The 23,382-nt window shown below is 67.0% G+C and carries 27 protein-coding genes; 6 read left to right on the top strand and 21 right to left on the bottom strand.

The features are described from left to right. Nucleotides 1-4: 4 nt before the first annotated feature. Genes ACW9TV_RS03470 through ACW9TV_RS03455 form a run of 4 tightly spaced genes read right to left on the bottom strand, consistent with a single transcriptional unit; the run spans nt 5 to nt 4,317 of the window. On the bottom strand, nt 5-679 hold the full coding sequence (locus tag ACW9TV_RS03470) for an ABC transporter ATP-binding protein (RefSeq protein WP_494304466.1): 675 nt from the start codon (nt 677-679) through the stop codon (nt 5-7). Next, on the bottom strand, nt 666-1,334 hold the full coding sequence (modB, locus tag ACW9TV_RS03465; RefSeq protein ID WP_494304465.1) for a molybdate ABC transporter permease subunit: 669 nt from the start codon (nt 1,332-1,334) through the stop codon (nt 666-668). Before modB ends, ACW9TV_RS03470 begins: the two co-directional genes overlap by 14 nt. Then, nucleotides 1,334-2,080, bottom strand: a complete 747-nt coding sequence (gene modA, locus ACW9TV_RS03460; protein WP_494304464.1) for a molybdate ABC transporter substrate-binding protein — start codon at nt 2,078-2,080, stop codon at nt 1,334-1,336. The genes modB and modA overlap by 1 nt, the downstream gene beginning before the upstream one ends. A gap of 11 nt (nt 2,081-2,091) precedes the next feature. Further along, nucleotides 2,092-4,317, bottom strand: coding sequence for a patatin-like phospholipase family protein (locus tag ACW9TV_RS03455; protein WP_494304463.1), 2,226 nt, complete (start codon nt 4,315-4,317; stop codon nt 2,092-2,094). A 120-nt stretch (nt 4,318-4,437) separates the two neighbouring features. Between ACW9TV_RS03455 and ACW9TV_RS03450 the strand changes: the two genes are divergently transcribed. Beyond that, nucleotides 4,438-4,734 (top strand): cytochrome C, encoded by a 297-nt coding sequence (locus tag ACW9TV_RS03450; RefSeq protein WP_494304462.1) that lies wholly within the window; start codon nt 4,438-4,440, stop codon nt 4,732-4,734. A gap of 116 nt (nt 4,735-4,850) precedes the next feature. Then, complete coding sequence (locus ACW9TV_RS03445) at nt 4,851-5,429, top strand: DUF4136 domain-containing protein (protein ID WP_494304461.1); 579 nt, start codon at nt 4,851-4,853, stop codon at nt 5,427-5,429. A gap of 21 nt (nt 5,430-5,450) precedes the next feature. Here the strand turns inward: ACW9TV_RS03445 and ACW9TV_RS03440 are convergent, their stop codons facing one another. The 6 genes from ACW9TV_RS03440 to nadA form a co-directional block, all read right to left on the bottom strand. After that, nucleotides 5,451-5,918, bottom strand: a complete 468-nt coding sequence (locus tag ACW9TV_RS03440; protein WP_494304460.1) for a MaoC family dehydratase — start codon at nt 5,916-5,918, stop codon at nt 5,451-5,453. Further along, complete coding sequence (locus tag ACW9TV_RS03435; protein ID WP_494304459.1) at nt 5,915-6,661, bottom strand: acyl-CoA dehydrogenase family protein; 747 nt, start codon at nt 6,659-6,661, stop codon at nt 5,915-5,917. The genes ACW9TV_RS03440 and ACW9TV_RS03435 overlap by 4 nt, the downstream gene beginning before the upstream one ends. Further along, nucleotides 6,661-7,812 carry an acyl-CoA dehydrogenase family protein gene (locus tag ACW9TV_RS03430; RefSeq protein WP_494304458.1) on the bottom strand — a complete coding sequence of 384 codons (1,152 nt, stop codon included), beginning with the start codon at nt 7,810-7,812 and terminating at the stop codon, nt 6,661-6,663. The genes ACW9TV_RS03435 and ACW9TV_RS03430 overlap by 1 nt, the downstream gene beginning before the upstream one ends. Nucleotides 7,813-7,907: 95 nt before the next feature. Then, complete coding sequence (gene nadC, locus ACW9TV_RS03425; RefSeq protein ID WP_494304457.1) at nt 7,908-8,765, bottom strand: carboxylating nicotinate-nucleotide diphosphorylase; 858 nt, start codon at nt 8,763-8,765, stop codon at nt 7,908-7,910. Further along, entirely contained in the window at nt 8,762-10,828 is a 2,067-nt protein-coding gene (locus ACW9TV_RS03420) for a prolyl oligopeptidase family serine peptidase (RefSeq protein ID WP_494304456.1), read from the bottom strand. The genes nadC and ACW9TV_RS03420 overlap by 4 nt, the downstream gene beginning before the upstream one ends. A 69-nt stretch (nt 10,829-10,897) precedes the next feature. Further along, a complete protein-coding gene (gene nadA / locus ACW9TV_RS03415) occupies nt 10,898-11,908 on the bottom strand; it encodes a quinolinate synthase NadA (RefSeq protein ID WP_494304455.1) in 1,011 nt (336 codons plus the stop codon). A 53-nt stretch (nt 11,909-11,961) separates the two neighbouring features. Here nadA and ACW9TV_RS03410 point away from each other — a divergent pair, with 53 nt between their 5' ends. Next, the gene (locus ACW9TV_RS03410) at nt 11,962-13,131 is read left to right on the top strand and encodes a 3-hydroxyacyl-CoA dehydrogenase (protein WP_494304454.1); all 1,170 of its coding nucleotides are present in this window, start codon (nt 11,962-11,964) and stop codon (nt 13,129-13,131) included. A gap of 69 nt (nt 13,132-13,200) precedes the next feature. Here ACW9TV_RS03410 and ACW9TV_RS03405 read toward each other — a convergent pair whose 3' ends face one another. From ACW9TV_RS03405 to ACW9TV_RS03360, 10 genes are all read right to left on the bottom strand, one after another. Continuing rightward, nucleotides 13,201-13,818 carry a cell wall hydrolase gene (locus ACW9TV_RS03405; protein WP_494304453.1) on the bottom strand — a complete coding sequence of 206 codons (618 nt, stop codon included), beginning with the start codon at nt 13,816-13,818 and terminating at the stop codon, nt 13,201-13,203. Between the two features lie 248 nt (nt 13,819-14,066). Beyond that, nucleotides 14,067-14,402 carry a DUF1491 family protein gene (locus tag ACW9TV_RS03400; RefSeq protein ID WP_494304452.1) on the bottom strand — a complete coding sequence of 112 codons (336 nt, stop codon included), beginning with the start codon at nt 14,400-14,402 and terminating at the stop codon, nt 14,067-14,069. Next, nucleotides 14,389-14,838 (bottom strand): PaaI family thioesterase, encoded by a 450-nt coding sequence (locus ACW9TV_RS03395; protein ID WP_494304451.1) that lies wholly within the window; start codon nt 14,836-14,838, stop codon nt 14,389-14,391. The genes ACW9TV_RS03400 and ACW9TV_RS03395 overlap by 14 nt, the downstream gene beginning before the upstream one ends. Further along, nucleotides 14,835-15,296, bottom strand: coding sequence for a PTS sugar transporter subunit IIA (locus tag ACW9TV_RS03390; RefSeq protein WP_494304450.1), 462 nt, complete (start codon nt 15,294-15,296; stop codon nt 14,835-14,837). Before ACW9TV_RS03390 ends, ACW9TV_RS03395 begins: the two co-directional genes overlap by 4 nt. Before the next feature lie 56 nt (nt 15,297-15,352). Further along, the gene (gene hpf / locus ACW9TV_RS03385) at nt 15,353-15,931 is read right to left on the bottom strand and encodes a ribosome hibernation-promoting factor, HPF/YfiA family (RefSeq protein ID WP_494304449.1); all 579 of its coding nucleotides are present in this window, start codon (nt 15,929-15,931) and stop codon (nt 15,353-15,355) included. A 27-nt stretch (nt 15,932-15,958) separates the two neighbouring features. Further along, nucleotides 15,959-16,627 (bottom strand): DNA polymerase III subunit epsilon, encoded by a 669-nt coding sequence (gene dnaQ / locus ACW9TV_RS03380; RefSeq protein ID WP_494304448.1) that lies wholly within the window; start codon nt 16,625-16,627, stop codon nt 15,959-15,961. A gap of 69 nt (nt 16,628-16,696) precedes the next feature. Continuing rightward, nucleotides 16,697-17,302: a dephospho-CoA kinase gene (gene coaE, locus ACW9TV_RS03375; protein WP_494304447.1), complete on the bottom strand. Its 606-nt coding sequence runs from the start codon at nt 17,300-17,302 to the stop codon at nt 16,697-16,699. After that, complete coding sequence (gene aroE, locus ACW9TV_RS03370) at nt 17,299-18,132, bottom strand: shikimate dehydrogenase (RefSeq protein ID WP_494304446.1); 834 nt, start codon at nt 18,130-18,132, stop codon at nt 17,299-17,301. The genes coaE and aroE overlap by 4 nt, the downstream gene beginning before the upstream one ends. Next, complete coding sequence (locus ACW9TV_RS03365; protein WP_494304445.1) at nt 18,099-18,686, bottom strand: Maf family protein; 588 nt, start codon at nt 18,684-18,686, stop codon at nt 18,099-18,101. The genes aroE and ACW9TV_RS03365 overlap by 34 nt, the downstream gene beginning before the upstream one ends. A 50-nt stretch (nt 18,687-18,736) precedes the next feature. Next, on the bottom strand, nt 18,737-19,555 hold the full coding sequence (locus ACW9TV_RS03360) for a pyruvate, water dikinase regulatory protein (protein ID WP_494304444.1): 819 nt from the start codon (nt 19,553-19,555) through the stop codon (nt 18,737-18,739). A gap of 402 nt (nt 19,556-19,957) precedes the next feature. Between ACW9TV_RS03360 and hemE the strand changes: the two genes are divergently transcribed. Then, the gene (hemE, locus tag ACW9TV_RS03355) at nt 19,958-20,998 is read left to right on the top strand and encodes a uroporphyrinogen decarboxylase (protein WP_494304443.1); all 1,041 of its coding nucleotides are present in this window, start codon (nt 19,958-19,960) and stop codon (nt 20,996-20,998) included. 33 nt (nt 20,999-21,031) lie between these two features. Continuing rightward, on the top strand, nt 21,032-21,484 hold the full coding sequence (locus tag ACW9TV_RS03350) for a CopD family protein (protein WP_494304442.1): 453 nt from the start codon (nt 21,032-21,034) through the stop codon (nt 21,482-21,484). Nucleotides 21,485-21,487: 3 nt separating this feature from the next. Here ACW9TV_RS03350 and ACW9TV_RS03345 read toward each other — a convergent pair whose 3' ends face one another. Then, complete coding sequence (locus ACW9TV_RS03345) at nt 21,488-21,742, bottom strand: hypothetical protein (RefSeq protein ID WP_494304441.1); 255 nt, start codon at nt 21,740-21,742, stop codon at nt 21,488-21,490. Between the two features lie 212 nt (nt 21,743-21,954). Between ACW9TV_RS03345 and rho the strand changes: the two genes are divergently transcribed. Next, nucleotides 21,955-23,211: a transcription termination factor Rho gene (gene rho, locus ACW9TV_RS03340; protein WP_494304440.1), complete on the top strand. Its 1,257-nt coding sequence runs from the start codon at nt 21,955-21,957 to the stop codon at nt 23,209-23,211. Nucleotides 23,212-23,382: the final 171 nt, after the last annotated feature.

Genomic DNA, 23,382 nt, shown 5'->3' with positions numbered 1-23,382 from the left:
GGGATCAGGCCACCAGGTCGCGCACCAGATCCGAGCAGGGGTTCGCAACAACCTCCGCGACAGGTCCCTGCTGCACGATGCGGCCACCATCCAGCACGGCGATCCGGTCGGCAAGCGCCGCGATATCCTCGATGTCATGGCTCACAAGGATGGTCGGCATCGCCAGATCCGCGCGCAATTCGCCGATGGTGGCAGCCAGCGCGCGCCGTGTCGGGCGGTCCGTCGCCGAAAAGGGCTCGTCCAGCAGCAGCAACTTCGGCCCCCGCGCCAGCGCGCGGGCCAGCGCGACACGTTGCTGCTGCCCGCCCGAAAGCTGGTGCGGCCGGCGCAGCTCGAAGCCCTCCAGATGAACGGCGGCCAGCAGCGCCCGGGCGCGGCCCTCGTCGGGGTCGGGCATCGCCATCATCAGGTTGGCAAGGGCCGTGCGATGCGGGAACAGCGCGTAGGATTGGAACAGGAACCCGATCGCGCGGCGGTGGGCGGGCAGATCCGCCCAGTCCTCCCCGTCGATGCGGATCACGCCTTCGCAGGGAATCAGCCCGGCCAGCGCCTTCAGCACGGTCGATTTGCCCGCACCGGACCGGCCGACAAGCGCCAGGATCTCGCCCGGCGCAACAGCCAGGTCCACCGCCAGTCGCAGCGGCCGGTCGATGCGAAGGCGGGCCTCAAGCCCCGACATCGGGCTTCCGTCGCGTCAGCAGATAGGCAAGGCCAACAGACACCACCGCGATCACCAGCAGCAGGGCGGCCATCGCGGACGCACCGGCGTTGTCCAGCGCCTGCACCCGGTCATAGATGCTCAGCGAAAGGGTCTTCGTCTCGCCGGGGATCGCCCCGCCCACCATCAGCACCACGCCGAATTCGCCCAGCGTGTGCGCAAAGGCCAGGATCGCGCCGGTCAGCAGCCCCGGCGCGGCAAGCGGCAGATCCACGCGGCGGAACGCGGCGAACGGCGAAAGGCCACAGGTCGCCGCCGCCGCCCGCAGATCGGCGCCGACTGCCTCGAAACCGCGCTGCGCCGGCTGCACGGCGAACGGGATGTTCACCAGAACCGATGCCGCCACAAGGCCCTCGAAGCTGAACACCAGGCTGCCGCCCGTCAGCGTTTCCCACAAACGCCCAACGGGGGATCGGGGGCCAAGCGCGGAAAGCAGGTAAAAGCCCAGAACCGTGGGCGGCAGGACAAGCGGCAGGATCACCAGGGTTTCCACCAGCGGCTTCCAGCGGCTCGTCGTCGTGGCCAGCCAGCGGGCAAGCAGGATCGCGGGCGGCAGCAGCACGCACAGGGTTGCCGCGCCCAGCCGCAGAGAAAGGACGAGGGCCTGCCAGTCCATCAGGCGGGCGGAAGATAGCCATGCCGCGCCAGCAGCTTCTGCCCGGGCGGCGACAACAGCCAGTCGTGGAACCGCCGCGCCGGGGCGGTGGCCGTCTTCAGAAGCACCATGCGCTGGACAAGCGGCTTGTGAAGCCTGGCAGGCACCACGGCATACCGTCCGCTGAATCCGGGGCTCTTCACCAGGCTCAGAGACGCGAAGCCGGCATCCGCGCCGCCGCTGGCGACGAACTGGAACGCCTGGGCGATGTTCTCGCCCGTCACCAGCCGGGGCTTCGCCGCCTCCCACAGGCCGGCGGCCTTCAGCGCCTCCACGGTCCGCGCGCCATAGGGGGCGGTCCCGGGGTTCGCGATGGCAAGGCGCTTCACCCGCCCGTCCGCCAACCCGTCGCGCAGGAAACGCAAGCCGGAATCGGGAATCAGCGGGCTGCCCGCCGGGGTGATCACGACAAGCCGGCCAACGGCATAGGCCGTTCCCTGATCACGTGTCAGCCCCTTGTCCGCCAGCCGGAACACATGCGCCTCGTCGGCCGACAGGAACAGCTGATAGGGCGCGCCCGCCTCGATCTGCTGCACCAGATTGCCCGAAGCGGCGTAACTGATGCGAACCTGCTCGCCGGTCGCCCGCGCAAAGGCAGCGGCCGCCTCGTCCAGCGCATGGCGAAGGCTCGCGGCGGCGGCAACTTGCGCCTGCGCCAGTGCCGGGGCCGACATCAGCAGCAACAGCAGGGCGAACAGGCGTGCCATTCGCGCCGGTGTCAGAACACCCGGCCGAGGATCAGATACAGCGCGCCGTTGCCGCGGCTCAGTCCACCGGCCAGGATGAACGGCCCAAGCGGGGTATCCGCACCCATGAAGAGGCTGCCGGCGGTGCGCAGGTTGCCGAACGACACATCCCCCAGATCGTCCCAGGTGTTGCCGACTTCGATGCTGCCGCCAAGGTAGATGGGGAAATCCACGATCGGCGCCCGTTCGGAAAGCCGGTGGTAGAAGATGCCCCGGCCCAGCAGCTTGTGGCGGCCGATCAGCTGGTTGTCGTCCAGGCCCGAAAGCTGCAGGAACCCGCCAAGCCGGAAATCCCCCAGCGAACGGCCGTCCCCCTGCGAGGTAAGCCCCGCCGAACCCGACAGCAGCAGCGTGTTCCGGTTCCAGCTGATCGGTTTCAGCACATCGAGGGCGCCGACGGCATAGTCCAGATTCCCGCCCAGCCAGCGGACATGGTCGACGAAGCGGGCGCGCACGAACAATCCCTCCGTCGGGAAACGGATGTTGTCGAGCCGGTCCACCGTGAAGGCCGCATGCCATTCCGTGTCGGTCAGCCTGTCATCCACGAAGCCGCCCACGCCGATCGTCGTATCCAGATCGACACCCGCCAGCCCCAGGCCAAGGCGGAGTTCGCCCCAGTTGCCGAACAGCAGCCCGCCGTCCGCGCGAATCCCGATCCGCGAGTCGCGGACAGCAGAGACAGCCTGGTCATCGAGATAGAGCGAACTGTCCACCCGCGACCAGTAGGGCGTCACCTCCACGAACGCGCGGCCGGTATGGCCCGGTTGCGGATTATATTTGCCGAACTCCGCATACAGCCCCGATTCGACCAGCAGGTTGGTCCCCACCCGCACATCCGTGCGCCATTCGGCGCCCGTTCCCAGGAAGTTGCGGTCAGTATAGGCAAGCCCCAGCCGGACGCTCGACGTGCGGTTGAAATCGGTTGAAATCCCCAGTCCCAGCTGCAGCCAGTTGGCTGATGTCGGATCGCCGTCGGCGGTGATGATGACGCCATCGCCAGCCTTCCCCTCGGCCGGACCCACATTGTACCTGACGGATCGGAAGCCGCCCAGCGCATAGACATCCTGCAGGTCGGCCGTCATCTGCGGCGCGTCCAGCGGCCTGCCGGGCTGGGCCGAAACAAGATCCTTGATCGCCCGGTCCGGCAGATCCGAACGGTTGTCGATCTTCACGAACGCCAGCGTCGGCGCATAGCGCGGGCTGCGCGCCTTGCGGGCCGCCAGATAGGCCTGCCATTCCGCTTCCGGAAGGGCATAGGCCTGCAGCTTCCCGATCACCGCCAGCGCGGCGGCGCGTCCGGCGGCGATCCCCTCCACGCTGCGGTCGAACGCCGTGGATCCGATGTCGGGCTGGTCCGGCCGGATCAGCACATCCGCCGCCGACAGGCTCTCGATCTGCTGCTGCACGGATTTGTGGCCCAGCAGCAGCTGCATCTGGTTCAGCACCGAAACGAAGCTGTTGATCTGGTCACGCGTCTGCAACGGCGTTCCCACATCCACCACGATCAGCCGGTCCGCCCCCATTTCCCGTGCGACATTCACCGGCACATTGTCCGAGACCATCCCGTCCACCAGCAGCTTGCCGTTGCGCTCCACCGGCGGAAGACCCCCCGGCACGGCCATCGAGGCAAAGACGGCGGTGGCGATGTCGCCGTCGCCCATAACCTCGGTCTCGCCAGTCTCGATATCGGTGGCGACGGCGCGGAACGGGGTGGCGAAATCGTCGAAGTCCTGCGTACCACGCGCGGGCGCCAGATATTCCGCCAGCGTCAGGAACAGGTCCTGCCCGCGCAACACCCCCTTGGGCAGAACCAGCCCCCTGTCATCGAAGCGGATGCGGTAATCGATCAGCACGTCGCGCTCGTCGCGCTTGCGGCGGAAGCTCAGCCGGTCGCGCGGGATGGAATCGTCGAACACGGTCTGCCAGGGGATCTCGTCGGTGATCGCCTTCAGGTCCTGCGCAGACTTGCCGGACGCATAAAGGCTGCCGACGACGGCCCCCATGCTGGTCCCTGCGACGACATGGACGGGAATGCGGTTCTCTTCCAGCACCTGCAGCACGCCGACATGGGCGAAACCGCGCGCGCCGCCGCCCCCCAGAACAAGCCCGATCCGGGGCCGGTCCGTCGGCAAAGACGGCTGGGCAAAGGCCGGAGAGACCAGAAAGGCGGCAAGAAGGATCGCGACAAGGCTGCGCATCGGCCCCCTCTATGCCCGCAGCCGGATCGCAGCGCCAGCCGCAACCGCGCAGGCCGCTGGCGGGCTGATGCCGGCGCGGCTATGGGCGGCCGGCAGGCGGCGCAGGGAAAGGCTGATCGCATGAAATGGATGGCAGGTTTCGGACCCGTGCTGCTGGCGGCCGGGGTGGTGGCATCGGGCGGGCAGGCCGCAACCGGCGCGCCCGTTCAGCTCCCGCCGGGCGCGGGCCTGCAACTGGTAGAGGCGCATTGCACCAGCTGCCATGGCCTGGATTTCATCACCAAACAGCCCAGGGGCCGGGACGAAGCCTTCTGGGCCGGAAACATCGCCCGCATGATCGACACCCATGGCGCGGAAATCCCTCCCGCCGACGCGAAGGCGATCACCGCCTATCTGGGCCGCGCCTTCACCTCCTGAAGCCCCCTTCTGAAGCCCGCACCCTTGGCCCACGTGTCGAAGCCGCATGCAACAGGCTGGCCGTGCCCCGGTCGAATTGCTAGATTCGGCAAAGTCTTCTCAGGGGAGTGACAGACATGAAACGCGCAAGCCGGGTTGCAATCCTCGCCGCATCGCTTCTGGCCCTGGCCGCCTGCTCCAGCGGGCCGGATGTGCGCGCGCTTTCGGATCCGTCCGCCAACTTCACCCAGTATCAGACCTTCGGCTTCATGAGCCCGCTCGGAACCGACAGGGCGGGCTACCGCTCCGTGGTGTCGCAGCAACTCAGCGACTCGACGCGGCGGGAAATGGAAGCGCGCGGCTTCCGCTATGATCCGGCCAGCCCCCAGCTTCTGGTGAACTTCAGCGCCAACCTGAACGAGAAGATGCGCATCACCACCGTGCCGGAACCGGTGATGGGCGGATATGGCTATTATGGCTACCGTCGTGGCTTCTACAGCCCCTGGCCGTTGTACAGCGAACGCACCGAAGTCACGCAATACAGCGAAGGCACGCTGACCATCGACGTGGTGGATGCCGCCCGCAAGCAGATGCTGTGGGAAGGAACCGTGACGAAAAGCGTGACGACGAAAGACATGCAGAATGTGAACGCCGCCCTGGATTCAGCCGTTTCGGCCGCGTTCACGAAATTCCCGGTGCCCGCGCCCCCGAAATGAGGGTCTGAGGGGGGACGTCCCTCAGCTCCGGCCCGCCACCATCCGCTTCACACTGTAGCTCAGCACGGGCTCCTCCGCCTGATTGTACACCCGCACGTCCGATGTCACGACCGCGCGGTTGTTCTTCGAAGTGGGGCGGATATCGGTGATCTCCAGCGTCGCCCAGATGCTGTCGCCCACACGCACCGGGGCCAGCGCCTTCAGATGCACTTCCAGCAGCGCCAGCCCCACACCCTGGATCACGGACTGGAACAGCAGGCCTTCGATCAGGCACTGCGTCAGCGCCGCGGGCACCAGCCGGCCGGGAATCGCCTTTCCGGGATAGTCGGCATCGATGAAGATCGCCTCCACCATCCCGGTCGCGCCAATGAAGTTCACAAGGTCGGCCTCGGTCACGGTGCGGCGCAGCGTGCGGCCGACCATGCCGGGGCTCAGATCCTCCCAGGTGGGGCCCTTGCCCATCACGGGAAGGGTGTCGAACAGGCTCATGGCATTTCCCCTGGCTGAAGATATGTGCGGACATAGCTGGCCCCGTCCGCCGGGCAGTCGTCCAGCCGGTGCCGGCCCAGCACGACCGCCCAGTGGCTTTCGCTGCCGTCCGCCAGGCGGGCCTCGGTCAGCGCACCGGTCCACAGCTGCAGATCATGCGCCGCCGTGGCGCCGATCGCGCCGTGCAACTGGTGGGCGGTGGCGGCGATTCGCACAGCCGCCTCCCCGGCGCGCAGCTTCGCCGCCGCGCTTCGCGCCGGCGTGAAGCCGGGGCCGCCAAGGCCGATATGGGCGGCCAGCGTCGCGGCCGCCACATCCTCCGCCATCAGCGCCACCTGCTGCTGGATCGCCTGGAACGCCGCCAGCGGCCGGCCGAACTGCGCACGCACCGTCACATGCGCGATCGTCATTGCCAGCAACCGCGTTGCCATCCCGGCCATCTCCGCGGCGCGCAGCGCGGCGCGGGCATGCAGCGGCAGCTCGCCATAGCCCGCGCGCTGCAGCGCGGTTTCCCCGAACGGCACCGGCGCCAGCCGCTCGCCGCAGGCGATCAGGAACGGGGCCAGCCCGGGCAGCGGCAGCCCCGCGCCGCCCTGTTCCTCGGGCAGCAGGATGGCATGGAAGCCGGCCCCCTCGATCTCCGCCGCCAGCGCCGCCGCCAGCGCCGGATCCGCCCGGCAGGCGCGAACCAAGGCCGGGGTGCAATGGCCGTCCAGCAGGCGGGTGAAGGCGTCCAGCAGCATCAGCGCAGACCAAGCCCACGCGCGATCATGCCGCGAAGGATCTCCCGCGTGCCGCCGCGCAGCGAAAACACCGGCGCCAGGCGCAGCAGGAAGGTCAGCGTCCCGATCAGCTCGTCATCCGCCATCTGCCCGGGCGCGGCCGCGATCCGGTCCGCCAGCAGGGCCGGGATCTCCTGCTCGAACCCGGTGCCCTGATCCTTGAACAGCGCGGCCTCCACCACCGGGCTCTGCCCGTCCGCCAGCCGCGCCGTCAGCGCAACCGACATCGCGCGCAGCGCCGCAAGCCGGGCCGTCAGACGGCCCAGCAGCTCCAGATCCCGGGCGTCCGCATCCGGGCCCAGCGATTTCGCCCAAAGGTCCAGCAGGATGGCCGAGGAATAGATGCGTTCCGGCCCGGCCCGCTCGAACGCCAGCTCCGCGTTCACCTGCGCCCAGCCATTGCCCTCCGCGCCCACCAGCACCTCGGCCGGCAGCCACACATCCTCGAAGCTCACTTCGGAAAATTCGGAATCGCCCGTCATCAACTCGATCGGGCGCACGCAAACGCCCGGCGCGCGCAGATCCACCAGCATCTGGCTCAATCCCGTCTGCCGGTCCTCCGGCCCGCCGGATGTCCGGACCAGCGCGATCATCCAGTCCGCCCGATGGGCATGGGTGGTCCAGATCTTGCGCCCGTTCAGCCGCCAGCCCGCGCCGTCCGGCGTCGCCCGCGTGCGGACGCTCGCAAGATCGGATCCGGAATTGGGCTCCGACATGCCGATGCAGAAGAACAGCTCCGACCGGCAGATGGCGGGAATGAAGCGCCGCCGCTGCGCCTCGGATCCGAATTTCAGCAGCAGGGGCGCCGATTGCCGGTCGCCGATCCAGTGCGCGGCAACGGGCGCCCCCGCCACCAGAAGCTCCTCCACCAGCACGAACCGGTGCCAGGGCGTCAGGCCCGCGCCGCCATAGGCGGCCGGCATCGTCAGCCCCACCCAGCCCTGTGCCGAAAGCGCCCGGGAAAAATCCGCATCCCAGGCCGTCCAGGTGCGCGCCCGCAGGGCCGGGGGCCGGTCCTTCAGCGCATCGGCCAGGAACGCACGCACGGGGGCCCGCAGGGCCTCGGCCTCCGCCGGAATCCGGGCCGGTGCAAAGCTGTCCAGAAGCGCCATGTGCCAAGCCTAGTGGCCGGCGCCCATGTCTTGCACTCGCACTAGAGAGCGGTTCGCCCGAACCCGGTCCCGCCACCGGCGGCGAACAGGGCCGGCTAGCTCAGATAATCCATGCCCACGTCCGCCGCCGGCGCGCTTTGCGTGATCCGCCCCACGCTCACGAAGGTCACACCCGTTTCGGCGATCCCCCGGATCGTCTCCAGGTTCACCCCGCCCGATGCTTCGGTCGGCACCCGCCCCGCCACCAGCGCCACCGCCTCGCGCAGCATCGGCGGCTTCATATTGTCCAGCAGCAGCCTGTCGGCCCCCGCCGCCAGCGCCGGCTCGATCTGATCCAGCCGGTCCACCTCCACCGTGATGTGGCGAAGCCCCGCCGCCTTGCAGGCCGAAACGGCCTCGGTCACGCCACCGGCCGCCGCGATATGATTGTCCTTCACCATGGGCGCATCCCACAGGCCCATCCGGTGGTTGGTCCCGCCGCCCATGCGCACGGCATATTTTTCCAGCATGCGCAGCCCCGGGAGCGTCTTGCGCGTGTCCAGCAGCGTCGCGCCGGTCCCGGAAATGGCGTCCACATAAGCCCGCGTCAGCGTCGCGATGCCGCACAGATGCTGCAACGTGTTCAACGCAGACCGCTCCGCCGCCAGCAGCGCCCGCGCATTACCTTCCACCCGCATCAGATCAGCCCCGGCCGCAACCGCGTCGCCATCCGCCACCAGCAGTTCCACCCGGCAATCCGGGTCCAGTCGCCGGAAGAAGGCCGCCGCAATCGGCAATCCGGCCACCACCACCGCATCCCGGCTGTCCAGAACGGCGGAAAGCCGCGCATCCGGCGCAAGGCAGGCGCTCGCCGTCAGGTCGCGCCCGGCATCCGCCACCCCGCCCAGATCCTCGGCCAGCGTCGCTTCGACGAACGCCGCAAGGTCGAATCCGGGCAGGTCGAAACCGGTCACTTCAGTTCCTTCGTCATGTAGGCCAGCATCAGCGCATAGCGATAGGCCGCCTCCTTCAGGTTCGCCACGCCCGCATGCCCGCCGTCGATATTCTCGTAGTAATAGATGGGGTGGCCCTGGGCCTCCATCTCGGCCGCCATCTTGCGCGCATGGCCCGGATGCACCCGGTCGTCCTTGGTGGAGGTATAGAAGAACACCCGCGGATAATCCCTGTCCTTCCGGATGTTCTGGTACGGGCTGTACTTCTGGATGAAATCCCAGTCGCTGGTGTCCGGGTTCCCATATTCCGCCATCCAGGAAGCGCCCGCCAGCAGCAGATGATACCGCTTCATGTCGGCCAGCGGCACACCCACCAGCGCCGCATCGTACAGGTCCGGCCGCTGCGTATAGGCCACGCTCGACATCAGCCCCCCGTTCGATCGCCCATGCACCGCGATCTTCGAAGCAAGACCCTCCCTCTTCAGCGTCTCGGCGACTGCATGCAGATCGTCATAACTGGTCTGCCGCTTCTCCAGCAGCGCCGCCTGGTGCCAGCGCGGCCCGAACTCGCCGCCGCCGCGGATGTTCGCCAGCACATACTGGTTGCCGGCCTCCACCCACATCTGGTTCTCCGGCGTCAGATAGGCCGGCAGCATCGAGATCTCGAACCCGCCATAGGCCCAGTAATGCGTCCTCAGCGGGCCCTTCGCCCCCTTCGGCCGCACCACGAAATAGGGCACCTTCGTCCCGTCCTTCGAGGTCGCGAACCGCTGGCTCACCTCGATCTTCGATCCGTCGAAAAAGGCCGGCGCAGACGCCAGCACCACCGGCGCGCCGCCGTCCACGCTCTTCATCAGCCGCGAAGGCTCGGTGAAGCCCACCACATTGGCATAAAGCGTATCGGCCTCGTCCGTCGCGATCAGCCCCAGCGCACTGTTGGCCGGCACCGGCACCTCCCGGCTCGCCCAGGTTCCGCCTCCGCGCTGCAGCCGCACCAGCTTCGCCGCCACATTGTCCAGCAGGCTCAGATAGACAGCCCGGCCCGTCGCATCGACATTCTCGATCGCCTGTGTCACGCCGGGCGTGAACACCGCCTCAACAGGTCCCGGCGTCCCGCTCGCGGGCACGGCATAGGAAACCAGGCTGCCCTTGGCGATTCCGTTGAAATCGCTGCGCAGCAGGGCATAGGCGCGCGGCCCGTCGCCCGTGTCGGCGATGAAGCGGAAATCGGCATCCTCGGGCAGCGGCGAACGCGTCAGCGTCCCATCGGCCCCCAGGTGATGCACCCGGCCCGTCCAGAAGGTCAGCGCCTGCAAAAGCACCGCGCGCCGGCCCGCGCCCGTGCCGAAGGCGGCCGGGTTCACCGCCATGTCGGTTTCGGGAATGCGCAGCAGCAGCTTAGCCTGCGAAAAGGGCGTGCCGCGCGTCCACAGCCGCATCTCGCGCGCATAGCCCGATGTCGTCGCCGGCCCGGCCGCCGTGCCGATCAGCAGATGGTCCCTGTCCAGCCAGGCCACGCCCTGCTTTGCCTCGGGGCTGGCGAACCCGCCTTCCGAAACCGGCACGAAGCGCTTCGCCACCAGGTCGAACTCGCGCAGCTCTTCGGCATCCTTGCCGCCCACGGAAAGCCCGATCAGGCAGCGCTGATATTCAGGCGGCAGGCAGGTCGCGCCATGCCACTGGAAATTCTTCTTCTCGGCCGCGTCCAGCGCATCCATGTCGATCAGCGTGGCCCATTCCGGCTTCCCCGCATCGAACGCGGCGCGCGGGCTCACCCGCCAGATGCCGCGCACATGGTCCTTGTCACGCCAGAAGTTGAACACCTGCGTCGCCGTCACCCCGGAAGGCGAAGTCCCCCCGGGATAGGCGATCCGCCGCGGATCCTGCAGGATCGCCTCCCCCTTCGCGCGCCACTCGGCAAAGCCCGGCACCGCCTCCAGCTCGGGCAGATATTTCGCATTGCGGGCCTTCACCCACGCCAGCGCCTTCTCGCCGGTCACATCCTCCAGCCACAGGTGCGGATCCTCGGCAGCAATTGCGGGGGCGGCGGCGGCAACCATGGCGGCCAGAATGAGCGTTTTCATGACCGCATGGCTAGCGGGCGCGGCAATGATGCGGCAAGCCCTTTCGGTCGACTTTGTTCCCTTGCCCGCTCAATCCCCCGTCACGGGCGGCATCGTCTGCGCCGGCGTCAGATCCGTCGCCGCGCCGCTCGCAATCGCCAGCATCCGGTTCAGCGGCAGCAGCGCGCGCACCCGCAGATCCTCAGGCACGGTCAGTTCCGGCTTCAGGTCACGCAGCGCCAGATACAGCTTCTCCACCGTGTTCAGCGCCATGTAGGGGCACATGTTGCAGCTGCACTTCCCGTCCGCCCCGGGCGCGCCGATGAAGGTCTTGCCCGGCGCCTGCTTTTCCATCTGGTGGATGATATGCGGCTCGGTCGCCACGATGATGATCTCGCTGGGGCTTTCCAGCGCGAATTTCAGGATGGCGCTGGTCGATCCGATCATGTCGGCATGGTCCAGGATGTGCGCCGGGCATTCCGGATGCGCGGCCACCGGCGCCTGCGGATACTGCGCCTTCAGTTTCAGCAGTTCGGTCTCGCTGAACGCCTCGTGCACGATACAGGTGCCGTCCCACAGCAGCATGTCGCGGCCGGTCTTCTTGGCCAGCCAGGCCCCCAGATGCTTGTCGGGCGCGAACAGGATCTTCTGGTCCTTCGGCAGCGCGTTGATGATCTTCTCCGCGCTGGAAGAGGTCACGATGATGTCCGAATGCGCCTTCACCGCCGCAGAACAGTTGATGTAGGTGAGGCTGATGTGATCCGGGTGCGCTGCCCGAAAGGCCCCGAATTCGTCCGGCGGGCACGAATCCTCCAGCGAACAGCCCGCGTCCATGTCCGGCAGGATCACCGTCTTGTTCGGGCTCAGGATCTTGGCCACTTCCGCCATGAAGCGCACACCGCAGAAGGCGATCACGTCCGCGTTCGTCTCCGCCGCCTTCCTCGAAAGCTCCAGCGAATCGCCCACGAAGTCGGCGAGATCCTGCAATTCCGGCGTCTGGTAATAATGCGCCAGGATCACGGCGTTGCGTTCCTTTCGCAGACGCTCGATCTCGGCGCGAAGGTCCAGCCCCTTCAGCGAATCTCTCAGCCTTGCATCCATGGGTCCGCCTCCTAGAGAATGGATCTGTAGGCGAAGCATATGGGGAGGAAAAGATGAGCGGAGAAGATAAGAGCGCGGCGGCCCTGGCACATATCGAGGCCGCCGAACGCAAGGCGGCAGAGGTGGAAGGCATCGGCCCGGACGTGCCCACCCGCCCCGTCCGCAAGGTGGGCGTCATCGGCGCGGGCACCATGGGCGGCGGCATTTCGATGAACTTCGCCAATGTGGGCATCCCCGTCACCATCGTCGAACGCGAACAGGCCGCGCTGGATCGCGGGCTGAAAGTGATCCGCGCCAACTACGAACGCTCCGCCCAGCGCGGCAAGCTGACGGCAGACCAGGTCGATCAGCGCATGGCGCTTCTCACCGGCAGCCTCGACCTCGCAGACCTCGCGGATGCCGACCTCGTGATCGAGGCGATCTTCGAGAACATGGCGATCAAGAAGGAAACCTTCGCCAAACTCGACAAGGTCGCCAGACCCGGCGCCATCCTCGCCAGCAACACCAGCTATCTGAACGTGGACGAAATCGCATCCGCCACCAGCCGCCCGGCTGACGTGCTCGGCATGCACTTCTTCTCCCCCGCCAACGTCATGAAGCTGCTGGAAGTGGTGCGCGGCGCGAAAACCGCGCCGGACGTGCTGAAGACCGCCATGGAAATCGGCGTCCAGATCGGCAAGGTTCCCGTCGTTTCCGGCGTCTGCGACGGCTTCATCGGCAACCGCATGCTCTCGAAGCGCCAGCAGGCCGCCAACGCCCTGCTCCTCGAAGGCGCCATGCCGTGGGAGGTTGACCGGGCGCTGACCGACTTCGGCTTCCCCATGGGCCCCTTCCAGATGTCGGACCTCGCCGGCCTCGACATCGGCTGGTCGAAGGAAACGTCGAAGGGCGAAACCCTGCGGGACCGCCTCTGCGAAATGGACCGCCGCGGCCAGAAGACCGCCGCCGGCTTCTATGATTACAGCCCCGACCGCAGCCGAACCCCCAGCCCCGTCGTCGAACAGCTGATCCGCGATTATGTGAAGGAAAAAGGCGGCACGCCAAGGGATCACACCCAGGCCGAAATCCTGGATCGCCTGCTGCAACCCATGGTGGACGAAGGAAAGAAGATCCTCGCCGAAGGCATCGCCCAGCGCGCATCCGACATCGACGCCGTCTGGGTCAACGGCTACGGCTGGCCCCGCGCCACCGGCGGCATCATGTACTGGGCCGGGGTGCGCTAACCCCCAAAACGGAAACAGGGCCGGAACCCCCTCGGTCCCGGCCCCGCCTCCATTCCCTCCCCCGGGAACTCAGCGATAGAAGATGTGCTGCCCCACGGTCGCCACCCGGCGCAGCTTCCAGCCGGGGTTCACGCGCGTGGCGTGGAAGTGGGTCGCGTCCGGCGCGACTTCGGGCCAGCTGCCGGAAATAGCGATCAGCGCCACGGCCTTCGCCGTTTCCCACTGTGTCATGTTGGTCGGCGCAGGCATCGTCCCGCCGCGCACGAAGCTGAACTGCTTGGGCGCCTTCACCACGCCGCAAAGATCGCGGCCGAAACGGCCGTCTTCCACGCGGTTCAGGATTACCTGCGCCACGGCCAGCTGGCCGTCCAGCGGTTCGCCCTTGGATTCGAAATAGACCGCCGTTGCAAGGCAGGTCAGTTCGTCCGTCATCTCGGCCGAATGCTGGTCGCGCACTTCGCGCACCAGCTGCGCCAGCGTGCCGGCTTCCGGCAGCACCAGGCCCAGGTCGGGCTCCGCGAATTCATGGGGTTCCTCCACCATTTCCAGCGCCGGCGCGTACTGCGTCTCGGTGGGGGCGGGGGGAATGTCGTTCAGAAAGGAAATGTCGCTGTTGGGCGCTTCGCCCGCAGCCAGAAGGAAAACAGCGGCCGCGGTAATGCCGGCCACCCGGAACTTGTTTCGCATCAAAGGCTCGATACCCGCGGTTCCTGGGGCTGCGGGCCGAGAGCGTAAGCCATGAAGAAACATGGCCATCCGGTGTCGGAACCCGCGCGAACCGCGCCTGCTGATCCAGCCATCCTGCCCGGAATGGCCGGTGCCCTGCCGGGCTCCTTCCATTTCCTGGAGGAACCCAGACCGGCCGACCCTTCTATGGGGTGTCACAGGCCCGTCACAGTGCACGGAAGGGCCGTTCGTTCATCCAGGCGAAAGGGTCAACGGCCTCCGGCTATTCCCGGGACGAAACGTGCCGGGTCAGCGATATCCAGTTCAAGAACCCAGATATCCGGGTCGAATCGCACCTGCCGCGCCACAAAGGCAGAGACAGCCTCCTCCCCTTCCGCCGCCAGGCGCCAGGCGATTTCGCCCGATGCCGCCGGCACCTTCTCAAAGGCCCCCACGAATGGCCCATTCCGGTGCACCAGCAACAGGGCGGATCCCCACTGGCTGCCCTTGCGCAGCACCGTCGCGAAGCCGCCCGCCGCCTGCACCTGCCGCACCAGAACCGGCACTTCGGTGCTGGCCGGCAGCCGGTGTTCAGGCAGGTCCATGCAGATAACCGGGCAGATCCTTCAGCAGGATCCGGGATCGCATGAAGGTTCCCTGCCCCCGCGCCACTTCCTCGCCGTCGGCATCCAGCAACCGGCTTTCGGCAATCAGCACCCGCCGGTGGCCCGAAGCCCATTGCCCCACCGCCACCAGCGGCTCCGCCTTCACCGGCCGGGTCAGGAACAGGTTGAACTGGGTCGTCAGAACAAAGGCGTCGGGCACCATCGAGTTGGCGGCATAGAAGGCCGCGTCGTCCAGCATCTTGAAATAGATGGTGCCATGCGCCGCGCCCGCCGCATGGAACATGTCCGGCGTCACCTCAAACCGGATTTCCGCCTTGCCGGCCTCGGGGATCGTCAGCCTTGAGCGGAAGATCCGGTTCACCGGCGCTTGCGCATACAGCCGCTCCAGGCCTCGCAGATGCTCAGGCGCGCTCATGCCGCCCGCCGCCGGGGCCCGGCCAGCAACGTCCACAGCGCGCCCGGCTCCACCGCGCCGCGCATCTTCTCCACCAGCGTCCGGTCGCGCAGGGTGCGGCTCACCAGCGCCAGCGCCTTCAGATGATCGGCCCCGGCTTCCGCCGGTCCCAGCAGCGCGACGATCAGATCGACAGGCATGGCGTCAACCGCAGCCCAGTCCACCGGCTCCGCAGTCCGCACCACGGCGGCCACCATCCGCTGCAGCCCCGGAACGCGCCCGTGGGGAATGGCATTGCCGTCCCCGAAGCCGGTCGTCCCCAGCCGTTCGCGCTCGCTCAACGCGGCGACGATCGCTTCCTCCGAAACGCCTATCTCGTCAGACAGCAAACTGGCCGCCGTCGAAAACACGGCCCTCTTCGTCGCGGCAGGCACATCAAGCGCCACAGCCGACGGGGCCAGCAATTCCTGAAAATCCATCTATACTCGTCCGTTCACTCCCGATCCGCCTCATACACGGCGGATCCCGTCCGGGGTCATGCGCGCGGCTCGACCCAGCCGATGTTTCCGTCCTCCCGACGATAGACCATGTTCAGATTCCCCGTGCGGCTGTTCTTGAACAGCAACGCCGTCGTGTTCCGCAGGTCCAGCATCATCACCGCGTCAGACACACTCGCCTCCGGAATGTCCACCCGCGTCTCGGCGATCGTCAGCGGCGCGTCCGGCGCCTCCACTTCCTCGGCAACGCCTTCGAACACGCGATATTCGGCATTGTCCGGCAGTTCCGCCAGCGGCATTGCGTCCAGCGTCACGCCGCCAGACTTGTCCTTCAGCCGGCGCATGTAGCGGCGCAGCTGCTTCTCGATCTTGTCGGCCGCCCCGTCGAACGCGACATTGGCAACCGCCGCCCGGTTGGATCCCTTCAGCACCAGCCCCTGCATCACATGCATCACGATATCGCACTGGAAGCTGTCATGCGGGCCGGGGCTCAGGGTCACCGTCGCGCCGATGGATCGCTTGAAATAGGTGTCTGCGATGGCCTGCAGGCGCTCGCCCACATGAACCCGGAACGCCTGGCCCGTCTCCACCTGATGGCCTGCTACCCGGATATCCATCGTCAGTCTCCTTTCGCTGTCATCCGCTCAGGCCTGTTTCAGCCAGAGCGGTTCCTTCATCTTCCCCAGGAAGTCGGCATGGGCCTGCTGATCCGCAAGGGGGATTTCCCATGTCCGCTCGGGCCATTCGGCCCGGGCAAGCTCTTCTTCAGCCATGGCCGCCACCGAAAGATCGAAGCCGATCTGCCGCCCGCCGGTCAGTTCCACATACACGTCGGCCAGCAGTTCGGCATCGATCAGCGCGCCGTGCAGCACCCGGTGCGACCGGTCGATCCCGAAGCGCTGGCACAGCGCGTCCAGCGTGTGCTTGGCGCCCGGAAAGCGCTTGCGGGCCAGCTCCAGCGTATCCACCACCCGCGCCGAACCGATCGCAGGCCGGCCGCACAGCTCGAACTCGAAATTCAGGAAGCGCATGTCGAAGGCGGCATTGTGGGCAACCAGCGTCGCGCCTTCCAGAAAGGCCTGCAACTCGCCCGCCACGCTCGCGAAGCGCGGCTTGTCGGCCAGGAAATCCTCGGTCAGGCCATGCACGGCCTGCGCTTCGGCCGGCATCGACCGACCAGGATTCACATAGACATGCAGATGGCGCCCCGTCGGCACCCGTTCCACCAGCTCGATCCCGGCGAATTCCACCAGCCTGTGCCCGTCCCGGGGATCAAGCCCCGTCGTCTCGGTATCGAACACGATCTCGCGCATTTTGTCCCTTATCCGCCGCTTTGGCCGGGGGCGCAAGCCTCAGCCCCCCGCACAGGCCAGGCCTCGCCGTCAGCGGATCCGGCTTCCCGTCGCGATCCGCGCGATCCCGCGCACGGTGCGGAATGTCTGCAACCGGCCCCGCCCCGTCTCGATCACGATATCCGCCCGCCGCCGCTTTTCCGGATCCGGCATCTGATGCTTCAGCACGTTCAGGAATTTCGCCTCGGTCATGCCCGGCCGCGCCAGCACCCGCGCCCGCTGCACATGAAACGGCGCAGAAGCGACGGCAATGATGTCCACCCCGCGCCAGCCCTCGCCTTCCAGCAGAAGCGGAATATCCAGCACGATCGCCCGGCGGCTGCGATATTTTCGCCGGAACGCCTGCTGCATCCGCCCCACGGCGGGGTGTACGATCCGCTCCAGCCGTTTCAGCGCCGCCTTGTCGCCGAACACGGCCGCCCCCAGCTTCGCCCGGTCCACCCCCATTGGCCCGGTCGTTCCCGGAAACGCCGCCTCGATCGCCGGCAGCGCAGCGCCTCCCGGGCCCTGCACCGCGCGCACAGCCGCATCGGCATCGAACACCGGCAGGCCCAGGTGGCGGAATTTGGACGCCACCTTGGATTTGCCCATCCCGATCGAACCCGTCAGCCCGATCACCACCGGCCTTCGCTTCATCCAGCACCTCCGATCAGCAATGCCCGCAGCTCCGCATCCCGCCCGCGCGGCGGCTGCGCGCCGTAGAACAGCTCGAACGCCGCCGCGGCCTGCCCCACCAGCATCTCCAGGCCGTCGATCGTCCGCAACCCGCGGGCCCGCGCGGCCGCCAGCAACGCGGTCTCCAGCGGCGCATAGACGATGTCATACACCGTCGCCCCGTCCGGCAGGGCCGAAAGATCCAGCCGAAGCGCCGGCTCCCCCTTCATCCCCAGGCTTGACGCATTCACCAGAAGATCCGCGTCCGGCGCCATGGTCGCCAGCGGAACGGCATCGCCTTCGATTCCCAATTCCTCCAGCAGGGCCAGCGCCTTGTCGACAGACCGGTTCATCACGGTGATCCGGCGCACGCCAAGACGCTCCAGCGCCGGCAGCACCGCCCGCGCGGCGCCGCCTGCCCCCACCACCACGGCATGTTCCACATGGCGCCCCGCAAGCGCTCCGGCAAATCCGGCGATGTCGGTGTTCGTGCCCCACAAGCGGCCGTCGCGCACCACCACCGTGTTCACCGCCCCGATGGCGGCGGCCTCGGGCGAGACATCGTCCAGCCAGTCCAGTACCGCCACCTTGTGCGGAACCGTCACATTCACCCCCGCGATCCCCAGCGCCGGAAGGGCCCGCACCGCCGCGCCCAGTTCATCGGGCCGAACCGCGAACCGGGAATAATCGCCGTCGATCCCCAGCACCCGCAGCCAGAAACGGTGGATCACCGGGCTCTTCGAATGTGCGATCGGCCACCCGATCACGCCTGCCGTTCTCAAATCCGCAACTCCCCCGCTTCCCGCAGCCATCCCAGCACCGCCAGCAACGGCAGGCCCCGCACCACGAACTGGTCCCCCTCGATCCGGGTGAACAGCTGCACGCCCAGCCCCTCGACATGATAACCACCCACGCTGGACAGCACATCATTTCCGCAGGCGGCCACATACTCCTCCAGCCAGGCGTCGCTGAAATCCCGGACCGTCAGCGTCGCCGCCTCCACATGCCGCCACAGGGGCTGCCCGTCCCGGGCCGCCACCACCGCGCTCACCAGCCGATGGGCCCGGCCCCGCAGCAGCCGCAGCTGCGCCCGCAACCCGTCCGGCGTCCCGGGCTTCTCCAGCCACACCCCCCGCTCCAGCTCCAGCATGGAATCACTGCCCAGTACGATCTTCCCCCGATGAAGCAGGCTCACCTTCACCGCCTTCAGCTCGGCCAGCCGGTCCGCCACGTCCCGCACGGCCTGTCCGCGCATCGCCTCCGTCACCCCGGTCTCGTCGATGCGCGCGGGCACGGCTTCGAACGAAACACCCGCCGCTTCCAGCATCCCCCGGCGGGAAGCGCTTTCACTGGCCAGAATGATCATCGGCAAATGCCTCCTCGCCTACCCGTTCAGCCCACGTCTCAGCCCATGTCTCAGCCCTTGTCACGGCGCATCCCCAGCAGGTTCATCAGTTCGGCGGCCGTTTCCTCGATGCTCCGGCGGGTCACGTCGATCACCGGCCAGCCGCGATCCGCAAACAGCCGGCGCGCGGCGTTCAGTTCCTCCGCGATCGTATCGGGATCGGCATAGCGGGCGGAAATGCCGGCGGTATCCTGCCCCAGGATCCGCGCGCGGCGCACCTGCATCAACCGCTCGGGCGCCACCGTCAGCCCCACGATCAGCGGCGATTCCAGCCGGAACAGTTCGGGCGGGATCGGCCGGTTCGGCACCAGCGGGATGTTCGCCACCTTGTACCCCCGGTTGGCGAGATAGACGGATGTCGGCGTCTTCGAACTGCGCGACACGCCCGCCAGCACCAGATCGGCCTGCTCCCATTCGTGCGGCAGCAGCCCATCGTCATGCTCCATCGTCCAGTGAATGGCCTCGATCCGCCCGAAATAGGCTTCGTCCATCCGGTGCTGGCCACCCGGGCGGCTGGCCGCCTGGCGGCCCAGCATCCGCTCCAGCCCCTCGATCACCGGATCCATCACCGCGATCACCGGCAGCCCCAGCGCCGCGCAGCGCGTTTCCAGCCGAGCGCGAACGGTGCGTGCCACCAGCGTATAGAGAACAAGCCCCGGCGTGCGCGCCACCTCGTCCAGAACCCGGTCCAGATGCCCCTCGGACCGGACCATGGGCCAGTAATGCTTCACCGCATCCACACCGGAAAACTGGGCGAGCCCGGCCTTCACCAGGCTCTCCAGCGTCTCGCCGGTCGAGTCCGAAACCAGGTGCAGATGCAGTCTCGTCACAATCCCCTCATCAAAGCGTCACGCAGAGCCGACGCAACCCCGTCTGTCCGCCCTGTGGAAAAATCACCGGATAAAGCCGGGGAATCTGGGCAGGAATCGATGAATTCCCGCCCCGGCACCCGTCAAGCCCGGCGCGGCCCGCTCGCATCCCACCCGTTCAGGCCTGATTATCCGCTTGTGGACAAGCATCTTGCGCCTGTCCACATGCCGGGAACAACCGGGAATCCTTTTGCTGTCAGAAGCCTTTGGCCAACCCCAGCCCTGTGGGTCCACCTGTGGACAAGAATCCATCCCCATGATTCACCGCCCCACTTCAATGGCTACCGAGTCTTGAAAGAGTCATGAAATGGATTGGTTCCCGCCCATTTGCCTGGCTTCCCCCATCCCGATACAGGCACCCCGATGACTCAGCCCTCACCCCGTGCCCCGAAACCCCGCGCCCTTGCTGTCCTCGAAGGCCAGGCCCTCACGCCGCCGCCCGTCTGGCTGATGCGGCAGGCCGGCCGCTACCTGCCGGAATATCGCGCGCTCCGGGCCGAAAAGGGCAGCTTCCTGAACCTCTGCTACGACAGCGACTCGGCGGCTGAAATCACCCTGCAGCCGATCCGCCGCTTCGGCTTCGACATCGCCATCCTCTTCTCCGACATTCTCATCGTCCCCCATGCCATGGGGCAGGCGCTCAGCTTCGCCGAAGGTGAGGGGCCCCGTCTGGCGCCGCCGCTGGCGACGGCGTCGCTCGAATCGCTGCAACCCGCCCCACACCATTATCGCCCCATCTGGGAAACCGTCCGAAAGGTCCGCGCCGGCCTCGCACCGGAAAAGGCCCTGTTCGGTTTCGCCGGTTCCCCCTACACCGTCGCCACCTACATGGTCGCCGGGCAGGGCTCGAAGGACCAGGCCGACGCCCGGCTGATGGCCTATGCCGATCCGGCGCGCTTCCAGGCCCTCATCGACGCCATCGCGAGAGAAACCTTCGCCTATCTCTCGGGCCAGGTCGAAGCAGGCGCCGACGCGCTCATGCTGTTCGACAGCTGGTCGGGAAGCCTCGCGCCATCCGAATTCGAACGCTGGGTCATCGCGCCCACCGCCTGGCTGGTCGATGAGCTTCGGCAACGGCATCCGAATACGCCGCTCATCGGGTTTCCGCGCGGCGCCGGCGAAAAGGCGCCGGCCTATGCCCGTGAAACCCGGGTCAGCGCACTCGCGATCGATGAATCAACGGATCTCGGCTACATCCTGGCCAACACGCCCGATACGCTCCCGCTCCAGGGTAATATCGATCCCCTCGCCCTGAAGGCCGGCGGACCAGCGCTGGACAACGCCCTCGACGTCTGCCTCGAAGTCATGGCCGGGCGGCCTCATATCCTGAACCTCGGCCACGGCATCGATCGTTTCACCCCGATCGCGCATGTGGAACGGCTGCTGCAACGGCTCAGGGGCTAGGAAGCCGCGGGACGTCCGGCTAGACTCCGGCTTATGGAAAACCTCATCGGCTGGCTTGGTTCCGCCTACATGCCGCTCAAGGCGCTGCATGTGATCGTCACCTTCTTCTGGATCGCGGGGCTGTTCATCTACCCCCGCTATCTGGTGCATCAGGCCAGTGTGCCCGTCGGCTCGCCAGAGGATCTGAACTGGCGCCTGCGCACGGCGCGCCTGCGCCGCATCATCCTGCTTCCCAGCATCCTGCTCGTCTGGATCCTGGGCCTTGCGATCGCCACCAGCTACGGCTTCCAGCAGGCGGGTTGGATTCATGCGAAGCTGCTGCTGGCCTTCCTCCTGTCCGGCTATCAGGGCTGGCTCACGGGCGTCGGCCGCCGCATGGCCAATGGCGAGCGTCCGGTTGCCGAACGCACGCTCCGCATCTGGAACGAGGTTCCCGCCCTGTTCACCATCCTGATGGTGGGTCTTGCCGTTCTGAAGCCCTTCTAGGCTTCAGCGGCTGGCCACATTGGCGATCACGAACAGGATCGCGCTGTTCACGATCATCCCCGCCAGCATCAGCAGCGTGGCCCCGTTCGTCGAAAGCGCAAGCATCGGCACCAGCCCGCTCCATGGCAGCGACAGGGTCGGGGCAAGCCAGCCTGGAATGATGGAATGGCTGCCCGCGTGGGTCAGCTGAAGCGAACCGATGGCTGCGATCCCGGCGATCAGCCACAGCCAGCCCAATGTCCGCAAGGCTTCGATCATGCGACCTCTCCCTCATTCTTATTTGTTACGAACTGTTAACATATCCGTCCCGGGAATCCAACAGCACCCCCGGACCGCGCCAGAATTCGCTTGACCGTCCCCCCGCCGCGGGCCTACCGCCCGCCTGTGGCCCCGTCCTGGTGCGCCCCTTTCCCGCCAGATCCAAAACCCATTGCGTCGGCGGTTGCGAAATCCAATTGCGGAAAGCGCTCATGCATCTCCTCGAACTCAAGAAGAAGACCCCCGCCGATCTCGTCGCCATGGCCGAGGAACTTGGCGTCGAGCAGGCTTCCACCCTTCGCAAGCAGGATCTGCTGTTCGGTATCCTGAAGGCCAAGGCGGATGCGGGGGAGGAGATCATCGGCTCCGGCACGATCGAGGTGCTGGCAGACGGCTTCGGCTTCCTGCGCTCGGCGGATGCGAACTACCTCGCCGGCCCGGACGACATCTACCTCCAGCCCTCCATGGTCCGCCGCTTCGGGATCCGCACCGGCGACACGATCGAGGGCGAGATCCGCGCGCCCAAGGACGGCGAGCGCTACTTCTCGATGGTGAAGCTGAACAAGATCAACTTCGATGATCCGGAAACGCTCCGCCACCGCGTCAACTTCGACAACCTGACGCCGCTCTACCCGGACGAGAAGCTGAACCTGGACAGCGCCGACCCGACCAACAAGGACAAGTCGAGCCGCGTCATCGACATCATCAGCCCCCAGGGCAAGGGCCAGCGTGCCCTGATCGTCGCGCCGCCACGCGTCGGCAAGACGGTGCTGCTGCAGAACATCGCCAAGGCGATCAGCGCCAACCACCCGGAAGTCTATCTGATCGTCCTCCTCATCGACGAACGTCCGGAAGAAGTGACGGACATGCAGCGCTCGGTGCAGGGCGAAGTGATTTCCTCCACCTTCGACGAACCGGCCGCCCGCCACGTGCAGGTCGCTGAAATGGTCATCGAAAAGGCCAAGCGCCTCGTCGAGCACAAGCGCGACGTGGTGATCCTGCTCGATTCCATCACCCGCCTCGCCCGCGCCTACAACTCGGTCGTGCCGTCCTCCGGCAAGGTGCTGTCGGGCGGCGTCGACGCCAACGCCCTGCAGCGCCCGAAGCGCTTCTTCGGTGCCGCGCGCAACATCGAGGAAGGCGGTTCGCTCTCCATCATCGCCACCGCCCTCATCGACACCGGCAGCCGAATGGACGAACTCATCTTCGAAGAGTTCAAGGGCACCGGCAACTCGGAAATCGTCCTCGACCGCAAGGTGGCCGACAAGCGCATCTTCCCGGCGATGGACGTCGGCAAGTCCGGCACCCGCAAGGAAGAACTGCTGGTCGACAAGGCGACGCTCTCCAAGATGTGGGTGCTGCGCCGCATCCTCATGCAGATGGGCACGGTCGACGCGATGGAGTTCCTGCTCGACAAGATGAAGGATTCAAAGACCAACGAAGACTTCTTCGGCTCGATGAACCAGTAGCAGAACCGGTCCTGACTTCTCCGGAAGACCGCAGGGCGGTCGTCCGGAGCACGTCGGATCGCCCGCCACGGGCCGCAACAGCCTGGGCCTTCCCGCTTCGCCGCACATGATATGGACGGCTGATGCCCCGTCTGCGAAGATGCCCTGAACAACAGGCACAGGGAAACCGCA

This window comes from Sandaracinobacter sp. T42, assembly GCF_059115405.1.
The sequence above is the reverse complement of the archived record's forward strand: the minus strand, read 5'-3'. Positions and strand labels throughout refer to the sequence as shown.